The 22,104-nt window shown below is 69.7% G+C and carries 16 protein-coding genes; 6 read left to right on the forward strand and 10 right to left on the reverse strand.

Going from position 1 to position 22,104, the window contains the following annotated elements:
- Positions 1-12 precede the first annotated feature (12 nt).
- Entirely contained in the window at positions 13-1,035 is a 1,023-nt protein-coding gene (gene fbaA / locus EDD27_RS45160; RefSeq protein ID WP_127938424.1) for a class II fructose-bisphosphate aldolase, read from the reverse strand.
- Between the two features lie 142 nt (positions 1,036-1,177).
- On the opposite strand from fbaA, the gene EDD27_RS45165 reads away from it, so the two are divergent.
- Together EDD27_RS45165 and EDD27_RS45170 are read left to right on the forward strand one after the other, a co-directional pair.
- Positions 1,178-1,879: a DedA family protein gene (locus EDD27_RS45165; RefSeq protein WP_241564596.1), complete on the forward strand. Its 702-nt coding sequence runs from the start codon at positions 1,178-1,180 to the stop codon at positions 1,877-1,879.
- A 53-nt stretch (positions 1,880-1,932) separates the two neighbouring features.
- On the forward strand, positions 1,933-2,379 hold the full coding sequence (locus EDD27_RS45170; protein WP_127938426.1) for a hypothetical protein: 447 nt from the start codon (positions 1,933-1,935) through the stop codon (positions 2,377-2,379).
- Positions 2,380-2,386: 7 nt separating this feature from the next.
- Here the strand turns inward: EDD27_RS45170 and pyrE are convergent, their stop codons facing one another.
- Complete coding sequence (pyrE, locus tag EDD27_RS45175; RefSeq protein ID WP_127938428.1) at positions 2,387-2,920, reverse strand: orotate phosphoribosyltransferase; 534 nt, start codon at positions 2,918-2,920, stop codon at positions 2,387-2,389.
- A 151-nt stretch (positions 2,921-3,071) separates the two neighbouring features.
- On the opposite strand from pyrE, the gene EDD27_RS45180 reads away from it, so the two are divergent.
- Positions 3,072-5,402 carry a sigma-70 family RNA polymerase sigma factor gene (locus EDD27_RS45180; RefSeq protein ID WP_164904074.1) on the forward strand — a complete coding sequence of 777 codons (2,331 nt, stop codon included), beginning with the start codon at positions 3,072-3,074 and terminating at the stop codon, positions 5,400-5,402.
- Positions 5,403-5,588: 186 nt separating this feature from the next.
- Complete coding sequence (locus EDD27_RS45185; protein ID WP_127941387.1) at positions 5,589-6,830, forward strand: NYN domain-containing protein; 1,242 nt, start codon at positions 5,589-5,591, stop codon at positions 6,828-6,830.
- A gap of 359 nt (positions 6,831-7,189) precedes the next feature.
- Here the strand turns inward: EDD27_RS45185 and EDD27_RS45190 are convergent, their stop codons facing one another.
- The 3 genes from EDD27_RS45190 to EDD27_RS45200 form a co-directional block, all read right to left on the reverse strand.
- A complete protein-coding gene (locus EDD27_RS45190; RefSeq protein WP_127938432.1) occupies positions 7,190-7,819 on the reverse strand; it encodes a response regulator in 630 nt (209 codons plus the stop codon).
- A gap of 3 nt (positions 7,820-7,822) precedes the next feature.
- Positions 7,823-12,001 carry a HAMP domain-containing protein gene (locus EDD27_RS45195; protein WP_127938434.1) on the reverse strand — a complete coding sequence of 1,393 codons (4,179 nt, stop codon included), beginning with the start codon at positions 11,999-12,001 and terminating at the stop codon, positions 7,823-7,825.
- Positions 12,002-12,082: 81 nt separating this feature from the next.
- Positions 12,083-12,436: a hypothetical protein gene (locus tag EDD27_RS45200; protein WP_127938437.1), complete on the reverse strand. Its 354-nt coding sequence runs from the start codon at positions 12,434-12,436 to the stop codon at positions 12,083-12,085.
- 27 nt (positions 12,437-12,463) lie between these two features.
- Between EDD27_RS45200 and EDD27_RS45205 the strand changes: the two genes are divergently transcribed.
- Entirely contained in the window at positions 12,464-13,666 is a 1,203-nt protein-coding gene (locus EDD27_RS45205) for a PP2C family protein-serine/threonine phosphatase (protein ID WP_241564597.1), read from the forward strand.
- Between the two features lie 122 nt (positions 13,667-13,788).
- On the opposite strand, the gene EDD27_RS45210 is transcribed toward EDD27_RS45205, so the two are convergent.
- The 4 genes from EDD27_RS45210 to EDD27_RS45225 all read right to left on the reverse strand — a co-directional run bounded on the left by EDD27_RS45210 (position 13,789) and on the right by EDD27_RS45225 (position 18,714).
- Positions 13,789-15,555 (reverse strand): S9 family peptidase, encoded by a 1,767-nt coding sequence (locus EDD27_RS45210; protein WP_127938439.1) that lies wholly within the window; start codon positions 15,553-15,555, stop codon positions 13,789-13,791.
- A gap of 143 nt (positions 15,556-15,698) precedes the next feature.
- Positions 15,699-16,742 (reverse strand): putative RNA methyltransferase, encoded by a 1,044-nt coding sequence (locus EDD27_RS45215; RefSeq protein WP_127938442.1) that lies wholly within the window; start codon positions 16,740-16,742, stop codon positions 15,699-15,701.
- Between the two features lie 197 nt (positions 16,743-16,939).
- On the reverse strand, positions 16,940-18,055 hold the full coding sequence (locus tag EDD27_RS45220; protein WP_127938444.1) for a sensor histidine kinase: 1,116 nt from the start codon (positions 18,053-18,055) through the stop codon (positions 16,940-16,942).
- The gene (locus tag EDD27_RS45225) at positions 18,052-18,714 is read right to left on the reverse strand and encodes a response regulator transcription factor (protein ID WP_127938446.1); all 663 of its coding nucleotides are present in this window, start codon (positions 18,712-18,714) and stop codon (positions 18,052-18,054) included. Before EDD27_RS45225 ends, EDD27_RS45220 begins: the two co-directional genes overlap by 4 nt.
- A 151-nt stretch (positions 18,715-18,865) precedes the next feature.
- On the opposite strand from EDD27_RS45225, the gene EDD27_RS45230 reads away from it, so the two are divergent.
- The gene (locus EDD27_RS45230) at positions 18,866-20,404 is read left to right on the forward strand and encodes a DUF1349 domain-containing protein (RefSeq protein WP_127938448.1); all 1,539 of its coding nucleotides are present in this window, start codon (positions 18,866-18,868) and stop codon (positions 20,402-20,404) included.
- A gap of 314 nt (positions 20,405-20,718) precedes the next feature.
- Here the strand turns inward: EDD27_RS45230 and rho are convergent, their stop codons facing one another.
- Positions 20,719-21,825: a transcription termination factor Rho gene (gene rho / locus EDD27_RS45235; protein ID WP_127938450.1), complete on the reverse strand. Its 1,107-nt coding sequence runs from the start codon at positions 21,823-21,825 to the stop codon at positions 20,719-20,721.
- Positions 21,826-22,104: the final 279 nt, after the last annotated feature.

Here is a 22,104-nt window from a genome sequence, read left to right on the forward strand (position 1 = left end):
CCGCCTTAGTGGCTAGGAGATCTTCGTCCCAGCGCTCTTCAGGCTCTCGCACGCCTCCACGACGCGCGCGGCCATCCCGGCCTCCGCCGCCTTGCCGTACGAACGCGGGTCGTAGGTCTTCTTGTTGCCGACGTCGCCGTCCACCTTGAGCACGCCGTCGTAGTTACGGAACATGTGGTCCGCGATCGGCCTGGTGAAGGCGTACTGAGTGTCGGTGTCGACGTTCATCTTGACGACGCCGTACGAGATCGCCTCGTGGATCTCCTCCAGCAGCGAGCCGGAGCCGCCGTGGAAGACCAGGTCGAACGGCTTCTCCTTGCCGTACTTGGCGCCGACCGCGTCCTGGATCTCCTTCAGCACGCTCGGCCGCAGCTTGACGTGCCCCGGCTTGTAGACGCCGTGCACGTTGCCGAACGTGGCGGCCAGCATGTAGCGGCCCTGCTCCCCGACGCCCACGGCCTCGGCGGTGGCCAGGGCGTCCTCGGCGGTCGTGTAGAGCTTCTCGTTGATCTCGCCGACGACGCCGTCCTCCTCGCCGCCGACGACGCCGATCTCCATCTCCATGATGATCCGGGCCCGCGCGCACTTCTCCAGGAGCTCCTTGGCGATCTCCAGGTTCTCCTCCAGCGGCACGGCGGAGCCGTCCCACATGTGCGACTGGAAGAGCGGGTCAAGGCCCTTGGAGACCCGCTCGAGCGAGATGTCGATCAGCGGCCGCATGTAGCCGTCGAGCTTGTCCTTGGGGCAGTGGTCGGTGTGCAGTGCCACCGTGACCGGGTATTTCGCGGCCACGATCCGGGCGTACTCGGCCAGCGCCGTCGCCCCCGTGACCATGTCCTTGACCGTCGTGCCCGAGAGGAACTCGGCGCCGCCGGTGGAGACCTGAACGATGCCATCGCTCTCGGCCTCGGCGAAGCCGCGCAGGGCGGCGTTCAACGTCTGAGACGAGGTCACATTGATCGCCGGGTAGGCGAATCCACCGGCCTTGGCCCGGTCGAGCATCTCAGCGTAGACCTCTGGAGTCGCAATAGGCATGATTCATCTCCCTGAGAAGTTACGGCTTCGCGCCAGGGCCCAGTATCCCGGCTCACTACCCCGTGTGGTAGATACAACGCGGTGTTGAAGGCACGCGCTCGATGGTCACGCCAGACATGGCCGCTACGGGTAGGCTCTCGGCGTGGACTGGCTTTTGAATCTCCTCGACCCGACGTGGTGGCTCACGATTCTCGGCGCTTTCGCCACGGTCGGCGTCCTGGCCATCATCTTCGCTGAAACGGGTCTGCTGCTGGGCTTCTTCCTGCCCGGCGACTCGCTGCTGGTGGCCGCGGGGATTTTCAGCTCGGCGTCGGTGGCCGCGGGAATGGGCATCGAGCCGCTCTCGCTGCCCGTCCTGCTGATCGGCACCCCGCTGTGCGCGATCGCCGGCGCCCAGCTCGGGCATTTCCTGGGCGCGCGATTCGGCCGCAAACTCTTTGAGAAGCCGGATTCGCGGTTGTTCAAGAGGGAGCACGTGCTCAGGGCCGAGGAGTTCTTCGAGAAGTTCGGCCCGGCCAAGGCGGTGATTCTGGCCAGGTTCGTGCCGATCGTCCGCACGTTCATGAATCCCGTCGCCGGCGTGCTGGAGATGCCGCCCAAACGTTTCTTCCTGTGGAACGTCGTCGGCGGCGTCTTCTGGGTCGAGAGCCTGCTCCTGGTCGGCCACTTCCTCGGCGGGCAGGTCGACCCCAAGCAGATCGACAAGTACATCCTGCCGGGCGTCTTCCTCATCGTGCTCATCTCGCTGATCCCGATCATCGTCGAGGTCGTCAAGAAGCGCCGGGAGGCCAAGCGGCTCCCCACGCCCAACGGCAAGCACCACCGCGTGGGCGATCCGTACTGACGGCGTAAGCGACCACCGGAAAGAGTGGCCTACGTCACGGTACGCTGCCCCCTGTGGGACGCCACAGGTCAGATCCGATGGGCCTCGCCCGCCTGGCGCTCGCCGCCCTGGCGGTAGGAGTCGTGGTGACACTCCTGTTCATAGGCGGTCGTGCGCTGCTCGCCTCGCTCAGCACGCCGACCCAGGCCGAACGCGAGCGCGAGCGCGCCACCGCTCTCCCCACCACGGGCACCGCCACGGAGGAGATCACCGTGAAGGTGCCGACGCTGCACATCGAGTGCCTGGCCGAAACCTGCCCCACCGTCACGGTGCGCGTGCCGGGCGGCGACGTGCTGCAGCATCGTGAGATGAGCAAGGGCGAGGAGGTCAGCTTCTTCGAGCCCGAGCTGGACGTGGTGCTCAGTGACTCCGGCACGGTCCGCGTCACCGAGAACGGCAAGCAACGCGAGCAGGGGGAGCTGGGCGCCAAGAAGGCGTTCACCGCCCGCGCCCCCGGCTAGCGTCCGCCTAGAGCCCGAGCTCCTCGGGGGTGTAGGCGGTGCGGTATTCGAGGCCCTCGCGGGCGATCCGCTCCCGAGCCCCGCGGTCCACGATCGTGGCCACGGCCACCACCTCGGCCCCGGCCTCCCGCAACGCCTCCACGGCGGTCAGCACCGACGCGCCGGTCGTGGAGGTGTCCTCGAGCGCGAGCACCCGCCGCCCCTTCACCTCGGGCCCCTCGATCCTGCGCTGCAGGCCGTGCTCCTTCAGCGCCTTGCGCACCACGAACGCGTCCAGCACGCGCCCGCGCGCCGCCGCGGCGTGCAGCATCGCGGCCGCAATGGGATCGGCGCCCAGCGTGAGCCCGCCCACCGCGTCGTAGTCCAGGTCCTCGGTCAGGTCGAGCATCACCTTGCCGACGAGGGGCGCGGCCACGCCATCGAGCGTGATCCGCCGCAGGTCGAGATAGTAATCGGCCTCAATGCCGGAGGAGAGGATGACCTTGCCGTGCACGACGGCCTTCTTCTTGATCTCGGCCAGCAAGTTGTCGCGATCTGTCATGCCCCCAAGCTTAGGGTCCTGACCAGCACGGGCGTCGGCGCCCTGGTGCACCAGGCCGGCCGTCGCCTCGGCAAAGGCGGCATCTCGGTTTAGTCATGACGGGGAATGCGGAATGATTGCGCAGGCAACCCCGCGTCACCGTGAGGTCACTATGAGTGTCGAATCGCCGCATAGCGACGCACAGCTCCTTCAGGCCGTCAGAGAGGGCAAAGCCGACGCCCTTGGGCAGCTCTACGAGCGTCACGTCGCCGCGGCCCGCGCGCTGGCCCGGCAGCTCGTCAAGGGCTCCGAGGTGGAGGACGTCGTGGCCGAGGCGTTCACCAAGATCCTCGATCTGGTCGGCAGGGGCGGGGGTCCCGAGTCCGGGTTCCGCACCTATCTGCTGACCGTGGTGCGGCGTACGGTCCACGACCGTTCCAGGATCGCGGGCGGCCGGTTGAGCACGGACGGGATCGAGGACTACGACCCGGGGCTGCCGTTCGTGGACCCCGCGCTCGTCGGGCTGGAGAAGTCGCTGATCGCCAAGGCGTACCTGTCGTTGCCCGAGCGGTGGCGGGCGGTGCTCTGGCACACCGAGGTGGAGCGGATCAAGCCGGGCGAGGTGGCGGCGCTGCTCGGGTTGTCGCCCAACGGCGTGGCGGCGCTGGCGTACCGGGCCAGGGAGGGGCTGCGGCAGGCGTACCTGCAGCTGCATGCGAGCACGCAGCCGCAGCGCGAGTGCCGTCCCGTGCTCGGAAAGATGAGCGCCTACGTCAGGGGAGGGCTGACCAGGCGGGACACCAAGGCGGTCGACGAGCACGTGACCGGTTGCGAGGAATGTCACGGGGTCCTGCTGGAGTTGGCCGACGTCAACCGGGGCCTGCGCGTCATTGTCGGGCCGCTGATCGCGGGGCCGGTCTTCGGCGGCTACGCGGCCGCCCTCGCCAAGTCGTCGGTCGCCGATGGTGTGGGCAGGCTGCTGCGGGGGGCAGTGTGGCTGCGGCAGGTCCCCAAGCACCAGCAGGCCGCGGTGGCCGGCAGCATGGCCGTCGTGATGGCCGCGGCCGCCGCGCTCCTGCTGGTCTCGGAGGCGCGGCCGATGGACCAGCCCATGCCCGCGCCGATCGCCCAGCCCCCGCCCTCGGCGTTGCCCGCGCACCCTTCGCCGAGCGAGGCGCCCGCACCGGTCCCTCCGCCGGCCAGGGCGGAGAAGCCACCGGGCAAGGCGCGGCTGCGGGCCACGATCGACCCGCTCGGCGCGCTCGTACGCGCCCAGCCCGGCATCGTCGCCATCCGCCTGCGCAACCACGGCGACGCGTCCAGCGAGGAGCTCGCGGCCTTCGTGGACCTGCCGCGGGGCGTGACGCTCATTCCCACGGCACGCCGTCACCAGGCTGCCGCCCTCGTCGGGCCCGCGGGCACAGTGGACGGCTGGGCCTGCCGCCCGGCCGCCGGCGGCGCACGGTGCACGAGGCAGCCGCTCGAGGCCGGGCAGAGCACGGCGGTGTTCCTGCGGGTGATGGTGGCCGAGGCGGCGCCCGCGGGCACGGGGCCCGCCGTGCGTGTCGAGGCGGGCTCGGTGCGGGCGACCGCGCGGGCCGAGGAGGGCGTGCGCACGTCCGGGGCGCCGGCCAGGTTCGCCACCGAGGGCAAGGTGACCGTCAGGGCGATCGGCAACTCGCTGCTGAGCTGTCCCGAGGAGCAGGCCGGCTGCGTACCCGTCCGGCGACGCGAGGGCGACCAGCGCGACAACGACCTGTGGCCGATGATCGCGCTCGACAGTGACGACGCGGCCGACACCGCCGCCTCCAGCGCGGCCGAGTTGTCCCTGCCGAAGGGCAGCAGGGTCGTGTGGGCCGGGCTCTACTGGTCGGCGAGCGGCGACCGCGCCGGGCCCATCAAGTTCCGCCCGCCCGGGCGGCGGACGTACGTGCCGGTCCCGCCTGCCCACGTGGCCGTCCGCGAACTGCCCACGGGACCCGTCTACCAAGCGTTCGCCGACGTCAGCGAGCTGGTCGCCGGGGCACGCAGGAACGGCACGTGGTGGGCAGCCGACGCGCCGCTGGAGGAGGGGGCGGCACGGCACGCCGGCTGGAGCCTGGTGCTGATCGTCACCGACCCGTCGGAGCCGTACAGCCAGGCCGTGGTGCTGGACGCGGCCACCGTGATCGGCGGCCGGTCCCGGCGGGTGCGCGTGCCGCTCGGCGGCCTCACCCCCGCGGCCGCCCCCGCCAGGCTCGAACTGGTGACGTGGGAGGGCGACGCCGACCTCACGGGCGACAAGGTCTCGCTCGGCTCCGGTGCCCTCACCCCCACGGCCGGCGACCGCGATCGGGCGAACGTCTTCGACGGCTCGTCGAGCGGTGCGGCGGAGATGACGTTCGGCGTCGACGTCGACACGGTCGGCGCCGAGCTCGGAGTGGATCCGGGACTGACGATCGCCACGGAAAAAGATGTCGTCCTGTTCGGGGTGGCCGCATTGAGCGTGCGTGCCCGATCGTGACCTGGAACGGGACAAACTGGTACGGTCTGCCTATCTGGTCTGGCGCATCGGCTGGCGGGCGTCGAATCGTCGGGATTAACCCTCGCACGATCACCTGCTTTCATTACCCTGAGAGAGGGCCGCCGAGTCCGGTCTCTGACGGTGCAGAGCCAGCAAGGTCGGACCACCAGGAAAGGGGCGGTGTCAGTGGATCGCTGTGCGCTGTTCGTAGACGCTGGCTATCTGCTGGCCGACGGAGCGATGGCCGTGCACGGCACGCGTCATCGCGAAGCGGTTGCCTGGGACTATCCCGGGCTGCTCCAGCTGATGACCAGCCTGTCACGCGAGCGCACCGGCCTGCCGCTGCTGCGTTGCTACTGGTACGAGGCGACGGTCGAAGGCCGCCGCACGCCTGAGCACGACGCGCTGGCCGACATACCGGGCCTCAAGCTGAGGTTGTCGCGGATCAGGCCGGGCCGGCGCGAAGGCGTCGACGCCCAGGTCCACCGCGACCTGATGACGCTCGCCCGCAACAACGCCATCTGCGACGCGGTGGTCGTGAGCGGGGACGAGGACCTGGCACAGGTCGTGTGCGACGCGCAGGACCTCGGGATCCGGGTGAGCGTCATCCACATCGCGGCCGACGGCGGCTGGGCCGTCTCCCGCTCGCTCCGGCAGGAGTGCGACGACCTGGTCGAGCTGGGCGCCGCCCACCTGCGGCCGTACGTCTCCCTGGTGACCGGCGTCACCGAGGCCGCCTCCAACGGGCACCACCAGCCGCTCAGCAACGGGCAGGGCACGCACTCGCTGCCGGCCTCGCCGCCCCCGTCGTTGCCCCCGGCCACGCCGTCGTCCACCGGCAGCCACGCCGCCGGCTCTTCCTCCTCTTCGACGTCGAGCAGCCAGCCGTCCTCCAACGGGCCGGCGTCGTCGTCGGGACGCGGGCATTCGTCGTCCTCGCCGCCCGCGCTACCCACCTATGCCAGTTACCAGCAGGCGGAGCAGCCGTCGTCCTCGGCCCCGATGACCGGGCCCATGCAGGCCCAGTCGTCGCCCCAGTCGTCGGCCCAGTCGCAGTCGCCCAGCACTGGGCAGTTCGCCGTGCCGTCGAGCGGGGGCACGTACCAGCCGTCGCAGCTCGGGCCGTACACGGGACCGCAGCCCGCGCCCGTCACGCCGCCATCCGCCGCTACCGCGGGCGCCACCACGCTCTCCGACGCCGTCAAGGCCGCCCACCGGGAAGGGCACGACTTCGGCGAGTCCGTCGCGCGGGACGCGCCGGCGTTGTGGCTGGAGGCGGTGCTGGCCCGAAAGCCCCGCATGCCGTCCGACCTGGAGGCTCGACTGCTCCAGGGGTCGTCGTTGCCGATCGATTTCCTGCTGCACGATGAGGTGCGGCACGCGTTGCGGCGCGGCTTCTGGGACGCACTCGAACGCGCCCGCCACTGACCCACTCATCCCCTCTACTTCCCCCGGCACCACCTCCCCGGGCCCCTGCCTTCTCGGCCGCCCTTCTCCGGCCACATCCTCGCTCTCGTCTCTTCCGCAACCTGTGGGCTCCAGCCGCCCGCCCGGCTCGTAGGGACGCTCCGGCGCCGCCCACGTGCCGCCACGCGCTGCGCTGCCGCACTGTGCCTCAGGGCCGGGGCGCAGCGCTGCCGCACTGTGCTGGCCCCGGGACCGGGGCGCAGCGGTGCCGGCACAGCCAGGCCTGGCCGTGCCATGGGCCGGTTTTGTGGGGTGGCGGGTTGGGGGACCGGCCCCCGGGGTGGGGCCGGTGTACAGCGAGATGGTGCGGTCGTGCCGGGTCAGGACAGGGCGTCGAAGCCGGCCCGCAAATGGGTCACCCGGTCGGTGAGGTCCGACAGCGGCGCGGCCAGGGCCGGGTCCTGGGACTTGCGGGCCAGCTCCCGGATCCGGGCCAGCTCGTCCTCCACCGCCGTCAGCCGCCGCGACAACTCCGGCAGCACCGACGCGTGATCGCCGGCCCCCGCCGGCAGCTCGCCGGTGAGCCGCTCCCGCAGCAGGGACGCCTGCTCGGCCAGGCGCTTGTTCATGTTGTAGAGCTCGGTGAACACCGACACCTTGGCCCGCAGCACCCACGGGTCGAACGGCTTGGTCAGGTAGTCCACGGCGCCCGCCGCGTACCCGCGGAAGGCGTAGTCGGGAGCGCTGTCCACCACGGTCAGGAAGATGATCGGGATGTTCCTGGTCCGCTCGCGTCGCTTGATGTGCGCAGCCGTCTCGAACCCGTCCATGCCCGGCATCCGCACGTCGAGCAGGATGAGCGCGAACTCGGTGTTGAGCAGCGCTTTGAGAGCCTCCTCACCCGACCGGGCGCGCACCGGCACCAGGTCGAGTGAGCTGAGGATGGCTTCCAGCGCGATGAGGTTTTCCTCTCGGTCGTCGACCAGGAGGATCTTCGCTCGCTCCGGCATCGATCACGACCCTTCGGCTGATGAGTCGGATGTGGCTCCCCGGCCGCGGCTCAACCAGCCACGCAGGCGTTCGAGCAGGCGGTCCACATCGACCGGCTTGGGCACGTAGTCGGACGCGCCAGAGGCGATGCTCTTCTCCCGATCGCCGCGCATGACCTTGGCCGTCAGCGCGATGATCGGCAGGTCGGCGAACTGCGGCATGCGCCGGATCGCCGAGGTCGTGGCCCAGCCGTCCATCTCCGGCATCATGATGTCCATCAGCACGAGCGCGACGTCCTCGTTCCGTTCGAGCTGCTCGATCCCCTCCCGGCCGTTCTCAGCGTAGACGACCGTGGAGCCGTGCCGCTCCAGGACGCTGGTCAGCGCGAACACGTTGCGGATGTCGTCGTCCACGATGAGGATCTTGGCGCCGTTGAGCGGGTCGTCCCCCTGCCACTGCGTGGGCGTCTCGATCGGCGGCTCGACCAGCTCCGGCATCGGCAGGTCCAGCGGCACCGGCGGCTCGGGCACCGTGACGGTGGCGGGCTCGTCCGCCGGCGTGGCCATCAGCTGCCGGCGCCCGGTGCCGCCGTCGGTGGCGGCCAGCGGCCCGATGTACGACGCCGGCAGATAGAGCGTGAACGTGCTCCCCTTGCCGAGCTCGCTGTCCACGTGGATCTCGCCGCCCAGCAGCCTGGCGATGTCCCGGCAGATCGCCAGGCCCAGGCCCGTGCCGCCGTACTTCCTGCTCGTGGTGCCGTCAGCCTGCCGGAACGCCTCGAAGATCACGTCACGCTTGTCGGGCGCGATGCCGATGCCCGTGTCGATCACCTGGAACGCCAGCAGGTCCCTGGCTTCGTGCAGCGTGTCGTCGTCGAAGTCGACTCCGGGCGGCGCCATCGAGACACGCAGCTTCACCTCGCCCCGCGGCGTGAACTTCACCGCGTTGGACAGCAGGTTACGCAGCACCTGCTGCAGCCGCTGCTCGTCGGCGCGCAGCTCGCTGGGCACGTCGGACTCGACCTCCACGCTGAACGCCAGGCCCTTGTCCTGGGCGAGCGGCGCGAACGCGGCCTCCAGCAGATCGACCATCTTCGGCAGCGACACCTGGATCGGGTGGATGTCCATCCGGCCCGCCTCGACCTTCGACAGGTCGAGCATGTCGTTGATCAGCTGCAGCAGCGCCGAGCCGGCGCTGTGGATCGTCCGGGCGAACTCGACCTGCTGCGAGGTCAGGTTGCCTTCGGCGTTCTCCGTCAGCAGCTTGGCCAGCACCAGCAGGCTGTTGAGCGGCGTGCGGAGCTCGTGCGACATGTTCGCGAGGAACTCGGACTTGTAGCGCGAGGACACCGCGAGCTGCTCCGCGCGCTCCTCCAGCGTGCGGCGCGCCTGCTCGATCTGGAAGTTCTGGATCTCGATGGCGCGGTTCTGCTTGGCGAGCAGCGCCGCCTTGTCCTCCAGCTCGGCGTTGGACCTGCGCAGCTCCTCCTGCTGGCGCTGCAGCTCGTCGGAGCGCTCCTGCAGCTCACGGGTGAGCCGCTGGGACTCGGTCAGCAGGTCTTCGGTGCGGGAGTTGGCGATGATCGTGTTCATCGTGACACCGATGGTCTCGACGAGCTGCCGCAGGAAGTCCAGATGCACCTCGCCGAACGGGGTGAACGAGGCCAGCTCCAGCGTGCCGAGCACGCGGTTCTCGAACAGGATCGGCAGCACCACGATCTGCGCGGGCGTGGACTGGCTGAGCCCGCTGTCGATGGTGATGAACTGCGGCGGCACGTCGTCCAGCACAATGGGCCGGCCCTCGGCCGCCGCCTGGCCGACGATGCCCTCACCGATCGCGAAGCGCTGACGCGGCGCCCGGTCGGGGCGTACGCCGTAGCCGCCGATCAGCACCAGCTCGTGGTCGCCCTCGGGATCGATGCCGTAGAAGGCGCCGTAGCGGGCCGACACCAGCGGCGTCAGCTCGCTCATCGTGAGCTTGGCCACCTCGTAGAGATCGCGGTGGCCCTGCATGAGCCGGGAGATGCGGGCCAGGTTGGACTTGAGCCAGTCCTGCTCCTGGTTGGCCTGGGTGGTCTCGCGGAGGTTGGCCACCATCGAGTTGATGTTGTCCTTCAGCTCCGCCAGCTCGCCCTGGGCCTCGACGGCGATCGAGCGGGTCAGGTCGCCGCGCGCCACCGCGCTGGTCACGGTCGCGATGGCGCGTACCTGCGTGGTGAGGTTGCCGGCCAGCTCGTTGACGCTCTCGGTGAGCCGCTTCCACGTGCCCTCGACGCCCTCGACCCGGGCCTGGCCGCCCAGCTGGCCTTCCGAGCCCACCTCGCGGGCGACTCGGGTGACCTCGGAGGCGAACGACGACAGCTGGTCCACCATCCGGTTGATGGTGGTCTTCAGCGCGAGGATCTCGCCCTGGGCGTCCACGTCGATCTTGCGGGTGAGATCGCCCATGGCGACCGCTGTGGTGACCTCGGCGATGTTCCGCACCTGGTACGTCAGGTTGTTGGCCATGAAGTTGACGTTGTCGGTGAGGTCCTTCCACACACCCGACACGCCCTGCACCCGGGCCTGGCCGCCGAGCTGGCCTTCCGTGCCCACCTCGCGGGCGACTCGGGTGACCTCGGAGGCGAACGACGACAGCTGGTCCACCATCGTGTTGAGGGTGTCCTTGAGCTGCAACATCTCGCCCTGGGCATCGACGGTGATCTTCTTCGACAGGTTGCCCTGCGCCACAGCGGACGAGACGGCCGCGATCTGGCGCACCTGAGAGGTCAGGTTGTTGGCCATCGAGTTGACGTTGTCCGTCAGGTCCTTCCAGACCCCGGACACGCCGCGCACCTGCGCCTGGCCGCCCAGCTGTCCCTCGGTGCCCACCTCGCGGGCGACCCGGGTGACCTCGGAGGCGAACGACGACAGCTGCTCGACCATCGTGTTCATGGTCGACTTGAGCTCCAGGATCTCGCCCTGGGCGTCCACGTCGATCTTGCGGGTGAGGTCGCCGTTGGCCACGGCCGTGGTCACCTGGGCGATGTTCCGCACCTGGTAGGTGAGGTTGTTGGCCATGGAGTTGACGTTGTCGGTGAGGTCCTTCCAGACGCCCGACACGCCCTTCACCTCGGCACGGCCGCCCAGCTTGCCCTCCGTGCCCACCTCGCGGGCGACGCGGGTGACCTCGTCGGCGAAGGAGGACAGCTGGTCCACCATCGTGTTGAGGGTGTCCTTGAGCTGGAGGATCTCGCCCTGGGCATCGACAGTGATCTTCTTGGACAGGTTGCCCTGGGCCACCGCCGTCGCCACGGTCGCGATGCTGCGCACCTGGGACGTCAGGTTGTTGGCCATGAAGTTGACGTTGTCGGTGAGGTCTTTCCAGACCCCGGACACGCCGGTGACCTGTGCCTGGCCGCCGAGCTGGCCCTCGGTGCCGACCTCGCGGGCGACTCGGGTGACCTCCTCGGCGAAGCCGGACAGCTGGTCCACCATCGTGTTGACGGTGTTCTTCAGCTCGAACATCTCGCCCACGGCGTCGACCGTCACCTTGCGGCTCAGGTCGCCCTTGGCCACCGCCGTGGTCACGACCGCGATGTCACGCACCTGCGCGGCCACTCGCGAGGACATGGTGTTGACGGCCTCGGTGAGGTCGCGCCAGCTCCCGGACATGCCGCGCAGATTGGCGCTGCCGCCCAGCCGCCCCTCGGTGCCGGCCTCGCGGGCCACCCTGGTCACCTCGGAGTTGAACAACGCCAGCTGGTCCACCATGCCGTTGATGGCCTTGCCCAGGCGGCGCACCTCGCCGCGGGCCGACCGGTCGAGGTCGATGCGCCGCGACAGATCACCCTTGGCGACCGCGTCGATGACGTCGGCCGCGCCGCTCACCGGGCTCACCAGGGCTTCGATCAACTGGTTGACCGACTCGACGCTCTCCGCCCATGCGCCGACGCCGGGCCCGGGTGTCAGACGCTCGCTGAACCGGCCCTCCTTGACCACTTCCTTACGGACGCGTACCAGCTCGTTAGCCAGATGTTCGCGGCGGTCGGCCACCTCGTTGAGCAGCAGCCGCACCTCGCTCAGTATGCCGGGGGGTGCATGAGGCACCCGGCGCCGGAAGTCGCCGTCGCGCCAAGAGAAAAGGGTCTCCAGAATGGGGACGAGATCCGATTCGGTGTAGGTCCTCTCCTCCGGGCTTGGCGCGGCCTTGGCCGTGGTCATGGGGCCTCCTTCACTCGCTGCCTGCCTCGGCGAGTGATTCAAGTCTGTCACGATGAGTAGCTCGTAGTCCTGTCCTTGGATTTACCCCAAGTCAGTGAGAAGTGTGGTAGGCACGTTGGGATGACTCCTTCTCCCCATGCGGTGCTGGCTGCGACGTTCGCGCCCGGCGAGACCGCTGTGACGGCTGCGATGAGGTTCACGCGCGAAGTGATGACCGCGTGGGCCACCGGTGGCGTGCTCCATACAGCCGAGCAGGTCGCGGGAGACTTGGCCGAGCAAGTTGCTGACGAGCCATTTGAGGTCATTTGGAAGCATTTCGGGGATGCCGTACAGGTCGAATTCCGACAGCGAAGCGTTTCCCAGAGTGATCCAAAAGCTCCTTCCGCTAACGTCGAAGAGTGGGGAGTCACCTTCGCGGGCGATTCCCGTGTCCACTGGGCTAGGCTCACGCTACCTGGCTCCGTGGACAGGGTGGCAGCCGAATGGCTGGAGGAGAGGTCCACCGGGCCTCACTGGTTGGGGTTCCTGGCGGACGCGAGCGACTTGCTCGCAGGCACTCTCGACCCCGACATGGTGCCGGCGATCATCGCCCAGATTGTGGTGCCGAGGTTGTCCCACTGGTGCGCGGTCTACACCTCCGACGGCGCTGCCGGACCGCTGCGGCTCGTCTATCTCTGGCACGCCGACGAGGCCAGGATCGACGGGCTGCGTGAGCAACTGGCGGACATGGACGTCTCCGCCGCCGACACCAGCGTGACCTCCACCATCCACCTGGCCGACTCGCAGGTGCTGGCGGTGCCGCTGACGGCGCGCGGCCGCAGCCTCGGCATGATGTGCCTGGGCCGGCCCGACCGCTTCCCCGACGAGGTCATCCAGTTCGCCGACGACATCGGCAGGCGCGCCGCGCTGGCCATGGACAACGCCAGGCTCTACGCCCAGCAGGCCGCCGCCAACCGGGCGCTCCAGCGCAGCCTGCTCCCGCCCAACGAGCCCGAGGTGCCCGGGCTCGACTACGGCGTCATCTACGAGCCCGCGGGCGAGGCCAATGAGGTCGGTGGCGACTTCTACGACCTGTTCAAGGCGGGGGACGACTCGTGGCGGTTCGCGATCGGCGACGTCTGCGGCACCGGGCCGGAGGCGGCGGCCGTGACCGGCCTCGCGCGGCACACGCTGCGGTTGCTGGCGCGGGAGGGATATGGCGTGGCCGCCGTGCTCGGCCGGCTCAACCAGGCGATCCTGGAGGAGGGGGAGCGGGCCAGGTTCCTCACGTTGTTGCACGGCGACATCACGCCCGTGGCGAGCGGTCTGGAGATCCGGCTGGTGTCGGCCGGCCACCCCGAGGCGCTGCGGCTCAAGCCGAGCGGCAAGGTCGAGGCCGTCACCACGCCCCAGTCGCTGCTCGGGGTCTTCCACGAGGTGGTGTTCGAGGCCGACACCGTTCATCTCGACCACGGTGACGTGCTGCTCGCCGTCACGGACGGGGTGACCGAGCGGCGCTCCGGCGGGCGCCTGCTCGACGACGACGGGGGCCTGGCCAAGCTGCTCGCCGAATGCGCAGGGCTGTCGGCCAGGGCGGTGGCCGAGCGCATCCGCAGGGGCGCGGCCGAGTTCGCCTCCGAGCCGAGCGCCGACGACCTCGCCATCGTGGTGTTGCGCGCCCGCTGACGCATGGGCGGCGTGGTGCTCGATGGGGACCTCCCGGTGTACGGCGGTGCGCGCGATCGTGACAGCGGTCAGGCCCGACGGTCAAGAGCCCCTGGTCAGCAACTCTTTACAGACTGTCAATGTCAGTGTGTCACGTGCTTGCGCGCGAATTCGAGCTGCGCCGCGATCTGCGCGATCCGCTCGGACACCACGAGCGACCCGCGAATGGCGTCGTAGGTGTAGACCTCGTGCTCACGCCCGAGCTCGGCGAGCTTGGCGACGTACTTCTCGATCTGGCGTAGCGGGCAGCGCGTGTCGTTCTCGCCGGCCAGGATCAGCAGCGGGGCCTTCACCTGGTCGACGTACGTGATCGGGGAGCTGGCCGCGTACCGTTCGGGCTGCTCTTCCGGCGAGCCGCCGAGCAGTGCGCGGTGGTAGGCGCGCAGGCTCTCGGCCTCGTCCTCGTAAGAGGTCTGGTGGCAGGCGATCGGCACCGCGGCGATGCCGGCCGCCCACAGGTCGGGCTGGGTGCCGAGGCCGAGCAACGTGAGATAGCCGCCCCATGCCGAGCCGGCCAGCACCAGCCGGCCCGGGTCGGCGATGCCGCGCTCGACCACGTGGCTGCGTACGGCGGCCACGTCCGCGAGCTCGATGCGCCCCACGTCGCCGTGCAGCGCGTCGCGCCAGGCCGAGCCATAACCGGTGGAGCCGCGGTAGTTGATCCGCACCACGGCGAAGCCCGCGTCCACCCAGGCCGCGACCTCGGGTGAGAAGGCGTCGCGGTCGTGCTCCGCCGGCCCGTGGTGCAGCAGGAAGACCGCGGGGTACGGCGCGGTGCCGGTCTCCGGTTTGGAGACCAGCGCATGGATGCGGCCGCCCTCGCCCTCGACGTCAAGGTCCTCGACGGGCACGCTCGGCGGCGCGGGGGGGCCGCCGGGGTTGACCACGACGACCTGGCCGTTGCTGGAGCGGATGACCGGCGGGTGTGAGGCGCTGGACCAGGAGTACTCGACGTGGCCGCCCGGCCGGGGAGCCGCCGCGTCGATCACGCCGTGCGGGGTGTCGATGGGGGTCAGGCCGCCCCCGGCGAGGTCGTAGCGGTGCAGGTAGCTGCGGGCTCGGTCTTCGCGCAGGATCAGCAGGCCGCGGCCGTCGTCGTACCATTCGGCGTCCAGCTCTCCGGGGTCCCTCAGCCAGATCTCGCGCTGCTCGCCGGTCACCGGGTCCCAGACCAGGGGCTCGTGGCGCTGCCGGCGCTCGTGCAGGGCGAGCAGGCGGCGGTCGCCCAGGACCGGGGCGAAGGTGAGCCCGATCACGCCCTTGCCGGGGCCGTCGTAGATCTCGCTGATCGTCTCGCCGCTGGGGCGGACGACGCGCAGCGCAGGGTGACGGAAATCGCCGTACTCACCATGATTTATTGCGATAAGAGAGCCGTCGAGGGACATGTCGCACACCCAGGCGGCCTCGGTGTGCTCGTAGAGCAGCCGGTACGGCTCGCCTTCGCGTACCAGATGGATGCGGAACGTGCCCTCGCCGGCGAGGCTGATCGCCGCGACGCCGGTCGTGGACAGCGCGATGCCGCCGGGCTGGCCCGGTGGCAGGCCGGGGGCCACCGGCTCGTCCGGGCCGCCGGTGAACGGCTGGCGCCACCACATCCCGAACTCGTCACCGTCGGTGTCGGCGAACCAGTAGATCCACTGGCCGGTGGGGTCGATGGCGGAGTACGCGGTGCCCTTGGGCCGGTCGGTGACCTGACGGGTGGTGCCGGCCACGCGATCCCAGGCGTAGACCTCCCACTTTCCCGTGGCGTTGGAGCGGTAGATGGAGCGGTTCGGAGCCTGACGCGCCCAGGAGGGCAGCGTCATGCGCGAGGCCCGGAACCTGGCCTGCCAGCGTTCCTCAGCCTTCATCCGGCGCGCCCCCTCCCGTTGATGTCCCGCGTTCCCAGCCCGGGATGCCGTCCAGTATTGCGCTTGCGCCGGGGAAATACTCACGGAATGTGGGGGAATTTCGGACTAAATGCCCCATCAGTAACACCAGTCGCACATGTCCGTCAAGGAACAGGTCTTGATCGGAGTGCAGGCTCGAAGATAGACAGATGAAACGCCGCGTGCGTTACCGCTTTTGGCGGCCTTTTCGAGACATTTCGGGAGACGTATCTCGATATGCGCTTCTCAAGGTCGGCCGCATCGGTGTGCCAGGCGCTCGGGCCCATCCGGACCACCTGGGCGATGTCGCCGGGATCCAGCTCCATGTCGAACTCGATCGAGCGCCGCCCGGTCTCCGCGAAGCCCTCCATGCTGCGCGCGACCCTGCGCTCCTTCTCCTCGTCCACGGAGAGCAGCCCCAGCTCTTCGACCAGGGGGCTCAGGTGCGTCCGCGCGGGCGTGACGACCACCACGACGCCGTCCGGCCGCAGGATCCTCCTGAACTCGGGCCCGTTCCTGGGCGCGAAAACGTCGATCACCACGTCGGCCACCTCATCCCGAATGGGGAGCGGCCGCCACACGTCGGCCACGAAGGCGCCCGCCCTCGGATGAACCCGCGCTGCCCGGCGTACAGCGTGCTTCGACACATCGAACGCCATCCCGATGCCATCGCTCACGGCATTGAGCGCGGTCGCCAGGTAGTGCCCGGTTCCCGCGCCGGCGTCGACGATCACCGGTGCGGTCCTGCCCTCCGCGCGGCGACCCTCGACGTAGTCCCGATCAGGCACAGGCCCTTTTGCTGGTCCCACGCCGTAACCGGCCTCCATTCCCGCCCCACGGTACGCCCTCGGCTCGCTGCCGTCATTCGTTTCGGTGAACGACTCGCGTTCTAGTGGAACGTTCTGCCCTGATATGTGCGCCCGCACGGTCTCGGCGATGGCGGCGGCCAGCGGGGCGTAGTGGCCGGCGTCGAGGAAATCGGCCCGGGCGGCCACCATTGCCGCGTTGTCCGCGGTGCCCGGCGGTCTGGAGCCGACGAGGAGGCTGACGTATCCCTGCTTGGCCACGTCGAACGCGTGCCCGTTCGCACATCGCACCGCCTGCTCCTCCAGCCGCACGCCGGCGCGGCATACGGGGCAGATGAGATATTCGACGATGTCAGCCAGCATGTGCCCCATTCTGGTCCACCGCCCCGGCCCTGCAGACCTGCACCAACGCTCACCCCGAGCGCGCGACATCGCCACCGGGTTACCTATCGGGTTCAGCGCGTAGCGATTTCAAGTAGGGCATGCCTTCCAGTAACCACCTTGGCCTTCCGGACTGCGATCGGGTCGTTCATGGCTTCCCGGCTGGAGAGGGGTTTCCGTCAGGAATGGTTCGGATGAGCTCCGTGGGCGAACCGCACGGTGATGGACAGGCCGCCTTCCGGGCGTGCGCTGGTGGTGAGGGTGGCGTGGTGGGCTTGGGTGACGGCGTTGACGATGGCGAGGCCGAGGCCGTAGCCGTCGCGGTGGCCGTGACGATTGGGCGCCAGTTTCTGGAAGGGTTGGAAGAGCCGCTGGATCTGGTCGTCGGGGATGACGGGCCCGGTGTTGGCGACCGTAAGGGCCACCTCCGTGCCGGAGGTCTGAGTGGCGATCTTTACGTGCCCGTCCGGGTGGTTGTGGCGGATGGCGTTGTCGATGAGGTTGGCGACGAGGCTTTCGATCAGTCTCGGGTCCCCAGCCGTCACTGCGGGCGTGAGGTGTTCGGCGAGGTCAATGCCTGTCTCCGTGGCTTGATCGCGGCGGGAGGCGAGCACTCCTGCGACGATCTTGGTGAGGTCGAGGGTGTCCCAGCGGGTGACGCCGCGCTCGCTGGTGGCCAGAGCGAGCAGCGCTTGGACGAGTCGCTCCTGGTGTTCGCCCAGAGCGAGGGCTTCCCGGCAGACCGAGCGCAGGGCCTCGGCGTCGGCGTCGGGGTCGGCGAGGGCGACTTCGAGGAGGGTGCGCAGGCCGGCGAGCGGGGTGCGCAGCTCGTGGGAGGCGTTGGCGACGAAGTGGCGTTGGGCGTCGAAGGAGGCTTGAAGGCGGGCGAACAGGTCGTCGATGGTGTGGCCGAGTTCGCTCAGCTCGTCCGTGGGATCGCCGAGGTCGAGGCGCTGGTGGAGGTTTCCGGCGGAGATGATTTTGGCGGTGGCGGTGATGGCGCGCAGCGGGTGCAGGAACCGGCCGGCGACGAACCAGCCGAGACCCAGGGCGACGGGGATCAGGATGACCAGGGCGACGGCGGATCCGGTGAGGAGTTGGGGCAGGCTGATCCCGGGTCCGGTTTCGGTGATCGTGCTCGATGAGGGCCGGCCCTTGGGGATGGCCGCATGGAAGCTGGCGAGCGGGACGGCGATCATGACGAGCACGAACACCCCGGCGGCGTAGATGCCCGCGGCGTATGCGAGCGCGAGTCGCGTCTGCAGGGACCTTCTGGTGAGCGTCTGGGTGGTCATGACGGTCCGATGCGGTAGCCGCCTTCGCGGATGGTCTCGATCACGGGCGGGTCGCCGAGCTTGGCCCGTAGCCGGTGCATGGTGTGCTTGACGGCGCTGCTGAAGGGGTCGGCGGCCTCGTCCCAGACGCGCTCCAGCAGGTCCTCGGCGGAGATGACCAGGCCGGGTACGGCGAGTAGGCATTCGAGCAGGCCGAACTCCCTGGGGCTCAGCTCAAGGCGCCGGCCGGCCCGGAACGCGATACGGCGGGCCGGATCGAGGGTGATGTCCCCGCATGCCAGGGTGGGCGGCAGCGGCGGGGTGGCGCGGCGGGCCAGGGCACGGACGCGGGCGATGAGTTCGGCGAACGCGAACGGCTTGGGCAGGTAGTCGTCGGCGCCGAGGCTGAGCCCGTCGACGCGGTCCTCGATCGTGCCGGAGGCGGTGAGCATCAGTACGCGGGTCTCACAGCGGCCGTGGGCGAGTCGCCGGCAGATCTCGTCCCCGTGGACGCCGGGCAGGTCGCGGTCGAGGATCACCACGTCGTAGCGGGTGGCGGCCAGGCGGTCGAGGGCGGCGGTTCCATCCAGGACGACGTCGACGGCCATGCCCTCGCGGCGCAGCCCGGTTCCGATGGAGCGGGCGAGGACCTCGAAGTCCTCGACGACGAGGACCCTCACCGCCACTCAGCGCCGGCCGTCGTGCGGGCGGGGCGGCCGAACCGGCCGCCGGGTCGGGGTGCCATGGGTCCACGATGCCAGATCCCCGGTCGCAGCCGGGTCGCAGCCGTTGCGACCGGGCTGGAACCGGGTGCCGCGTACAACCGTCGGCATGAGTTCATTCACGCCTTACCGATCCAGCCAGCGGGCCGGGCAGGACGGCTTCTCCCAGATGCTGCGCGGGGAGTGGACCAAGTTCCGTACCGCGCGCGGCTGGGCGCTCGCCATGGCGGCCTCCGTGCTGGTCACCGTGTCGCTCGGACTGCTGGTCGCCGGGGGCGCCCGCAGCGCTTGCGTGACCGGGAAGGGAGAGGGCTCCTGCCCCGCGCCTTTGGTGGGTCCCGATGGCACGGCGGTGAGCGACAAGTACTACTTCGTGCACCAGCCGCTCAAGGGGAACGGCAGCATCACCGCGCGCGTGTCGGACATGACCGGGCAGATCCGGCTGCCGGACGCCGTACCCGGGGTGCGCAACGTCAAGGAGGGGGTGGTGCCGTGGGCGAAGGCCGGGCTGCTCGTCAGGCAGAGCCTCACGCAGGGCACACCGTATGCCGCCGTCATGCTCACCGGAGCTCACGGCGTGCGGATGCAGTACAACTACATCCACGACGTGGCCGGCGGTCCTCACAATGGCCCGCAGTGGCTGCGGCTGACCAGGTCGGGCGACACCATCACCGGCTACGAGTCAGACGACGGCAAGACGTGGACCGAGGTCGGCACGGTCAAGTTGACCGGGCTGCCGGAGACGGTCGAGATCGGGCTGTTCGCCACCTCGCCAGGTGCCTTGTGGGACATGGCGAAAGCCTTCGCCCAGGCCACCGCAACCTTCGACCAGATCACGCTGCAGGGCGCGAACGGTTCGTGGCGCCGCGACGACGTCGGCGTCGTCATGGAGTCCGACGGCAAGACCCCGCATCACCCGGGCGGGGTCGTCGAGTCCGGCGACAAGTTCATCGTGACCGGGGTCGGTGACATCGGGCCCGCCACGGTGGAGGGCGGTCTGCGCGCTGACCTCATGCTGATCGGCGGGGCTCTGGGGCTGATCCCGGTGCTCGTGGCGGCGGTCACGTTCTTCACGGCGGAACACCGGCGCGAGCTGAATAGGACCGGCCTGCCGGCCGCGCCGCATCCAGCGCGGCTGCTGGCGGCCAAGGCCGTGGTGGTCGGCGCGGTCGCGTTCGTGGCGGGGCTGGTGACCTCGGGAGTCGTGGTCCCTGTCGGCCTGGCGATGTTGCGTGCCAACCAGAACCCGATTCAGCCGATCACCCTGGGAACCGAGCTCCGGGTGATCGTCGGCTACGCGGCGCTGACCGCGGTCGCCGCCGTGCTGGCTCTGGGGCTCGCCGCGCTGGTCAAGCGGGCCGTCGTCGCCATCGGGCTGGCCATCGCGCTGGTCGTCGTGCCTCACCTGCTGGCGACCGCGGGTCTGGTGCCATGGCTGCTGATGATCACTCCTGCCGCCGGGTTCGCGATCACGCAGAGCATCCCCACGTTCGCGCATGTGGACGTGGACCAGTCACTGCTCGGGGGCTATTACCCGCTCCCGCCATGGGCGGGTTTGACCGTGGCCTGCGGGTACGCCGCCCTCGCCCTCGGGGCGGCGATAGCCGTACAGCGCAGGAGAACTTCACGTCAGGCTCCGCTCCCCTAAAGGTACAGAAACCCGGGTCCGCACGTACGGCGCGGGATACGGACTCAAGGCAATGGCGCAGATGGCGCGGTGGCCGATGATCGTGCGGGGCCGATGGCGTGGCGCCCGATCGTGCCGGGCGCGGGCCCGATGGCGCCGGGCGCGGTGGCGCGGGACCGATGGGAGGGCCCGATGGGAGGGCCCGATGGGACAGGGGCCCCATGGCGCGGGGCCTTGATGGCCGGGTGCGGTCCGATGGGGTGGGGTGTGGAGCGGCATGGACCGTCGAGAGGGCGGGCAGGCGGGTTGCGGTGTAGTGGGGGATGGGAGGCGGGTCAGGCGGCGGTTGCGGCCTCGAGGAGGAAGGCGGCGTTGGAGGATGTGGAGCGGAGCTTGTCGACGAGGACCTGGAGTCCTTGCTGCTTCTCGAGCCCGGTGAGCATCCGCCGCAATCTCCACACCACCTGCCGCTCCTCCGCGTGCAGCAGGATCTCCTCCCGCCGCGTCCCCGAGCTCTCCAGGTCCACGGCCGGGAACAGCCGCCGCTCGGCCAGTTCGCGGGTGAGGTGCAGCTCCATGTTCCCCGTTCCCTTGAACTCCTCGTACAGGTTGTTGTCCATCCGCGACCCCGTGTCCACGAGCGCGGTGGCGAGGATGGTGAGCGAGCCGCCGTCCTCGACGTTGCGTGCGGCGCCGAAGAAACGCTTGGGCGGGTAGAGCGCACGGGCGTCGATGCCGCCGGTGAGTACGCGCCCACCGGCGGGTGCCAGGTTGTTGTACGCCCGCCCCAGCCGCGTCAGCGAGTCGAGCAGCACCACCACGTCCCGTCCGGCCTCGACGAGCCGCTTGGCGCGTTCGATGGCCAGCTCGGCGACGGCGGTGTGGTCACGGTCGGGGTGGTCGAAGGTCGAGGAGTAGACCTCGCCCGGGATGGTGGCCCGCATCTCGGTGACCTCCTCGGGCCGCTCGCCCACGAGCACGACCATGAGGTGCACCTCGGGGTGGTTGCGGGTGATCCCGGCGGCCAGCGCCTGCAGGACCATGGTCTTGCCGGCCTTGGGCGGCGCGACGATGAGGCCGCGCTGTCCCTTGCCGATGGGTGCGAACAAATCGATGACGCGCGTGCTGAGCGACTCGGTCTCGATGGTGAGCCGCTCGGTCGGGTGTACGGGCGTCAGGTCGGCGAACGTGCGCCGTTCGCGCCACCGGGTGGAGCCGTTGACGGACTCGACGCGGGCCAGCTTGTTGCCGGCGAACGAGGCGACGACGTGGTCGCCCGGCCGCAGGTCGAACTGCTTGATCTTGTCGGGGGGCACGCGCACGTCACCCGGCGCAGGCAGGTGCTCGGCCCGGATGAACGCGGAATTGTCGCGTATGTCCAGGAGACCGCTCACCTGCCGCATGGGCACGTCGGTGCGCTGTTCAGGAATGTGTACAGACATGGTGAACCCCTTGGGGGAGAATGCGCCGGACCGCGAAGGCCGGCGAGTGATGAAAGAAAGCCGTGCCCCTCGACAACCGGGGCGGGGCTGAGATTGAAGATCAGCGGAGCTGAAGCTCAACGCTGGTTGGAACATACCACACGTTCCGACCCATGGAACGCCTAGCCCTCTTGGGCTATTCCCGGGCGATTCTCGAGTCTTGAGGCACGAGCGCAGGACACGCCGCGTGACAATGTTCTTCTCGACGCCCTACTGCGAGGAAAATTACCGCGGCCGGTG

Origin of the sequence: Nonomuraea polychroma (genome assembly GCF_004011505.1) — a bacterium.
Taxonomy (GTDB): Bacteria; Actinomycetota; Actinomycetes; order Streptosporangiales; family Streptosporangiaceae; genus Nonomuraea; species Nonomuraea polychroma.

What these genes read in the sequence shown, in the direction of transcription:
- rho (WP_127938450.1), bottom strand. Translation starts at nt 21,825, where the DNA reads ATGTCTGTACACATTCCTGAACAGCGCACCGACGTGCCCATGCGGCAG.
- fbaA (WP_127938424.1), bottom strand. Translation starts at nt 1,035, where the DNA reads ATGCCTATTGCGACTCCAGAGGTCTACGCTGAGATGCTCGACCGGGCC.
- EDD27_RS45220 (WP_127938444.1), bottom strand. Translation starts at nt 18,055, where the DNA reads ATGACCACCCAGACGCTCACCAGAAGGTCCCTGCAGACGCGACTCGCG.
- EDD27_RS45230 (WP_127938448.1), top strand. Translation starts at nt 18,866, where the DNA reads ATGAGTTCATTCACGCCTTACCGATCCAGCCAGCGGGCCGGGCAGGAC.
- EDD27_RS45215 (WP_127938442.1), bottom strand. Translation starts at nt 16,742, where the DNA reads ATGCTGGCTGACATCGTCGAATATCTCATCTGCCCCGTATGCCGCGCC.
- EDD27_RS45210 (WP_127938439.1), bottom strand. Translation starts at nt 15,555, where the DNA reads ATGAAGGCTGAGGAACGCTGGCAGGCCAGGTTCCGGGCCTCGCGCATG.
- EDD27_RS45190 (WP_127938432.1), bottom strand. Translation starts at nt 7,819, where the DNA reads ATGCCGGAGCGAGCGAAGATCCTCCTGGTCGACGACCGAGAGGAAAAC.
- EDD27_RS45195 (WP_127938434.1), bottom strand. Translation starts at nt 12,001, where the DNA reads ATGACCACGGCCAAGGCCGCGCCAAGCCCGGAGGAGAGGACCTACACC.
- pyrE (WP_127938428.1), bottom strand. Translation starts at nt 2,920, where the DNA reads ATGACAGATCGCGACAACTTGCTGGCCGAGATCAAGAAGAAGGCCGTC.
- EDD27_RS45180 (WP_164904074.1), top strand. Translation starts at nt 3,072, where the DNA reads ATGAGTGTCGAATCGCCGCATAGCGACGCACAGCTCCTTCAGGCCGTC.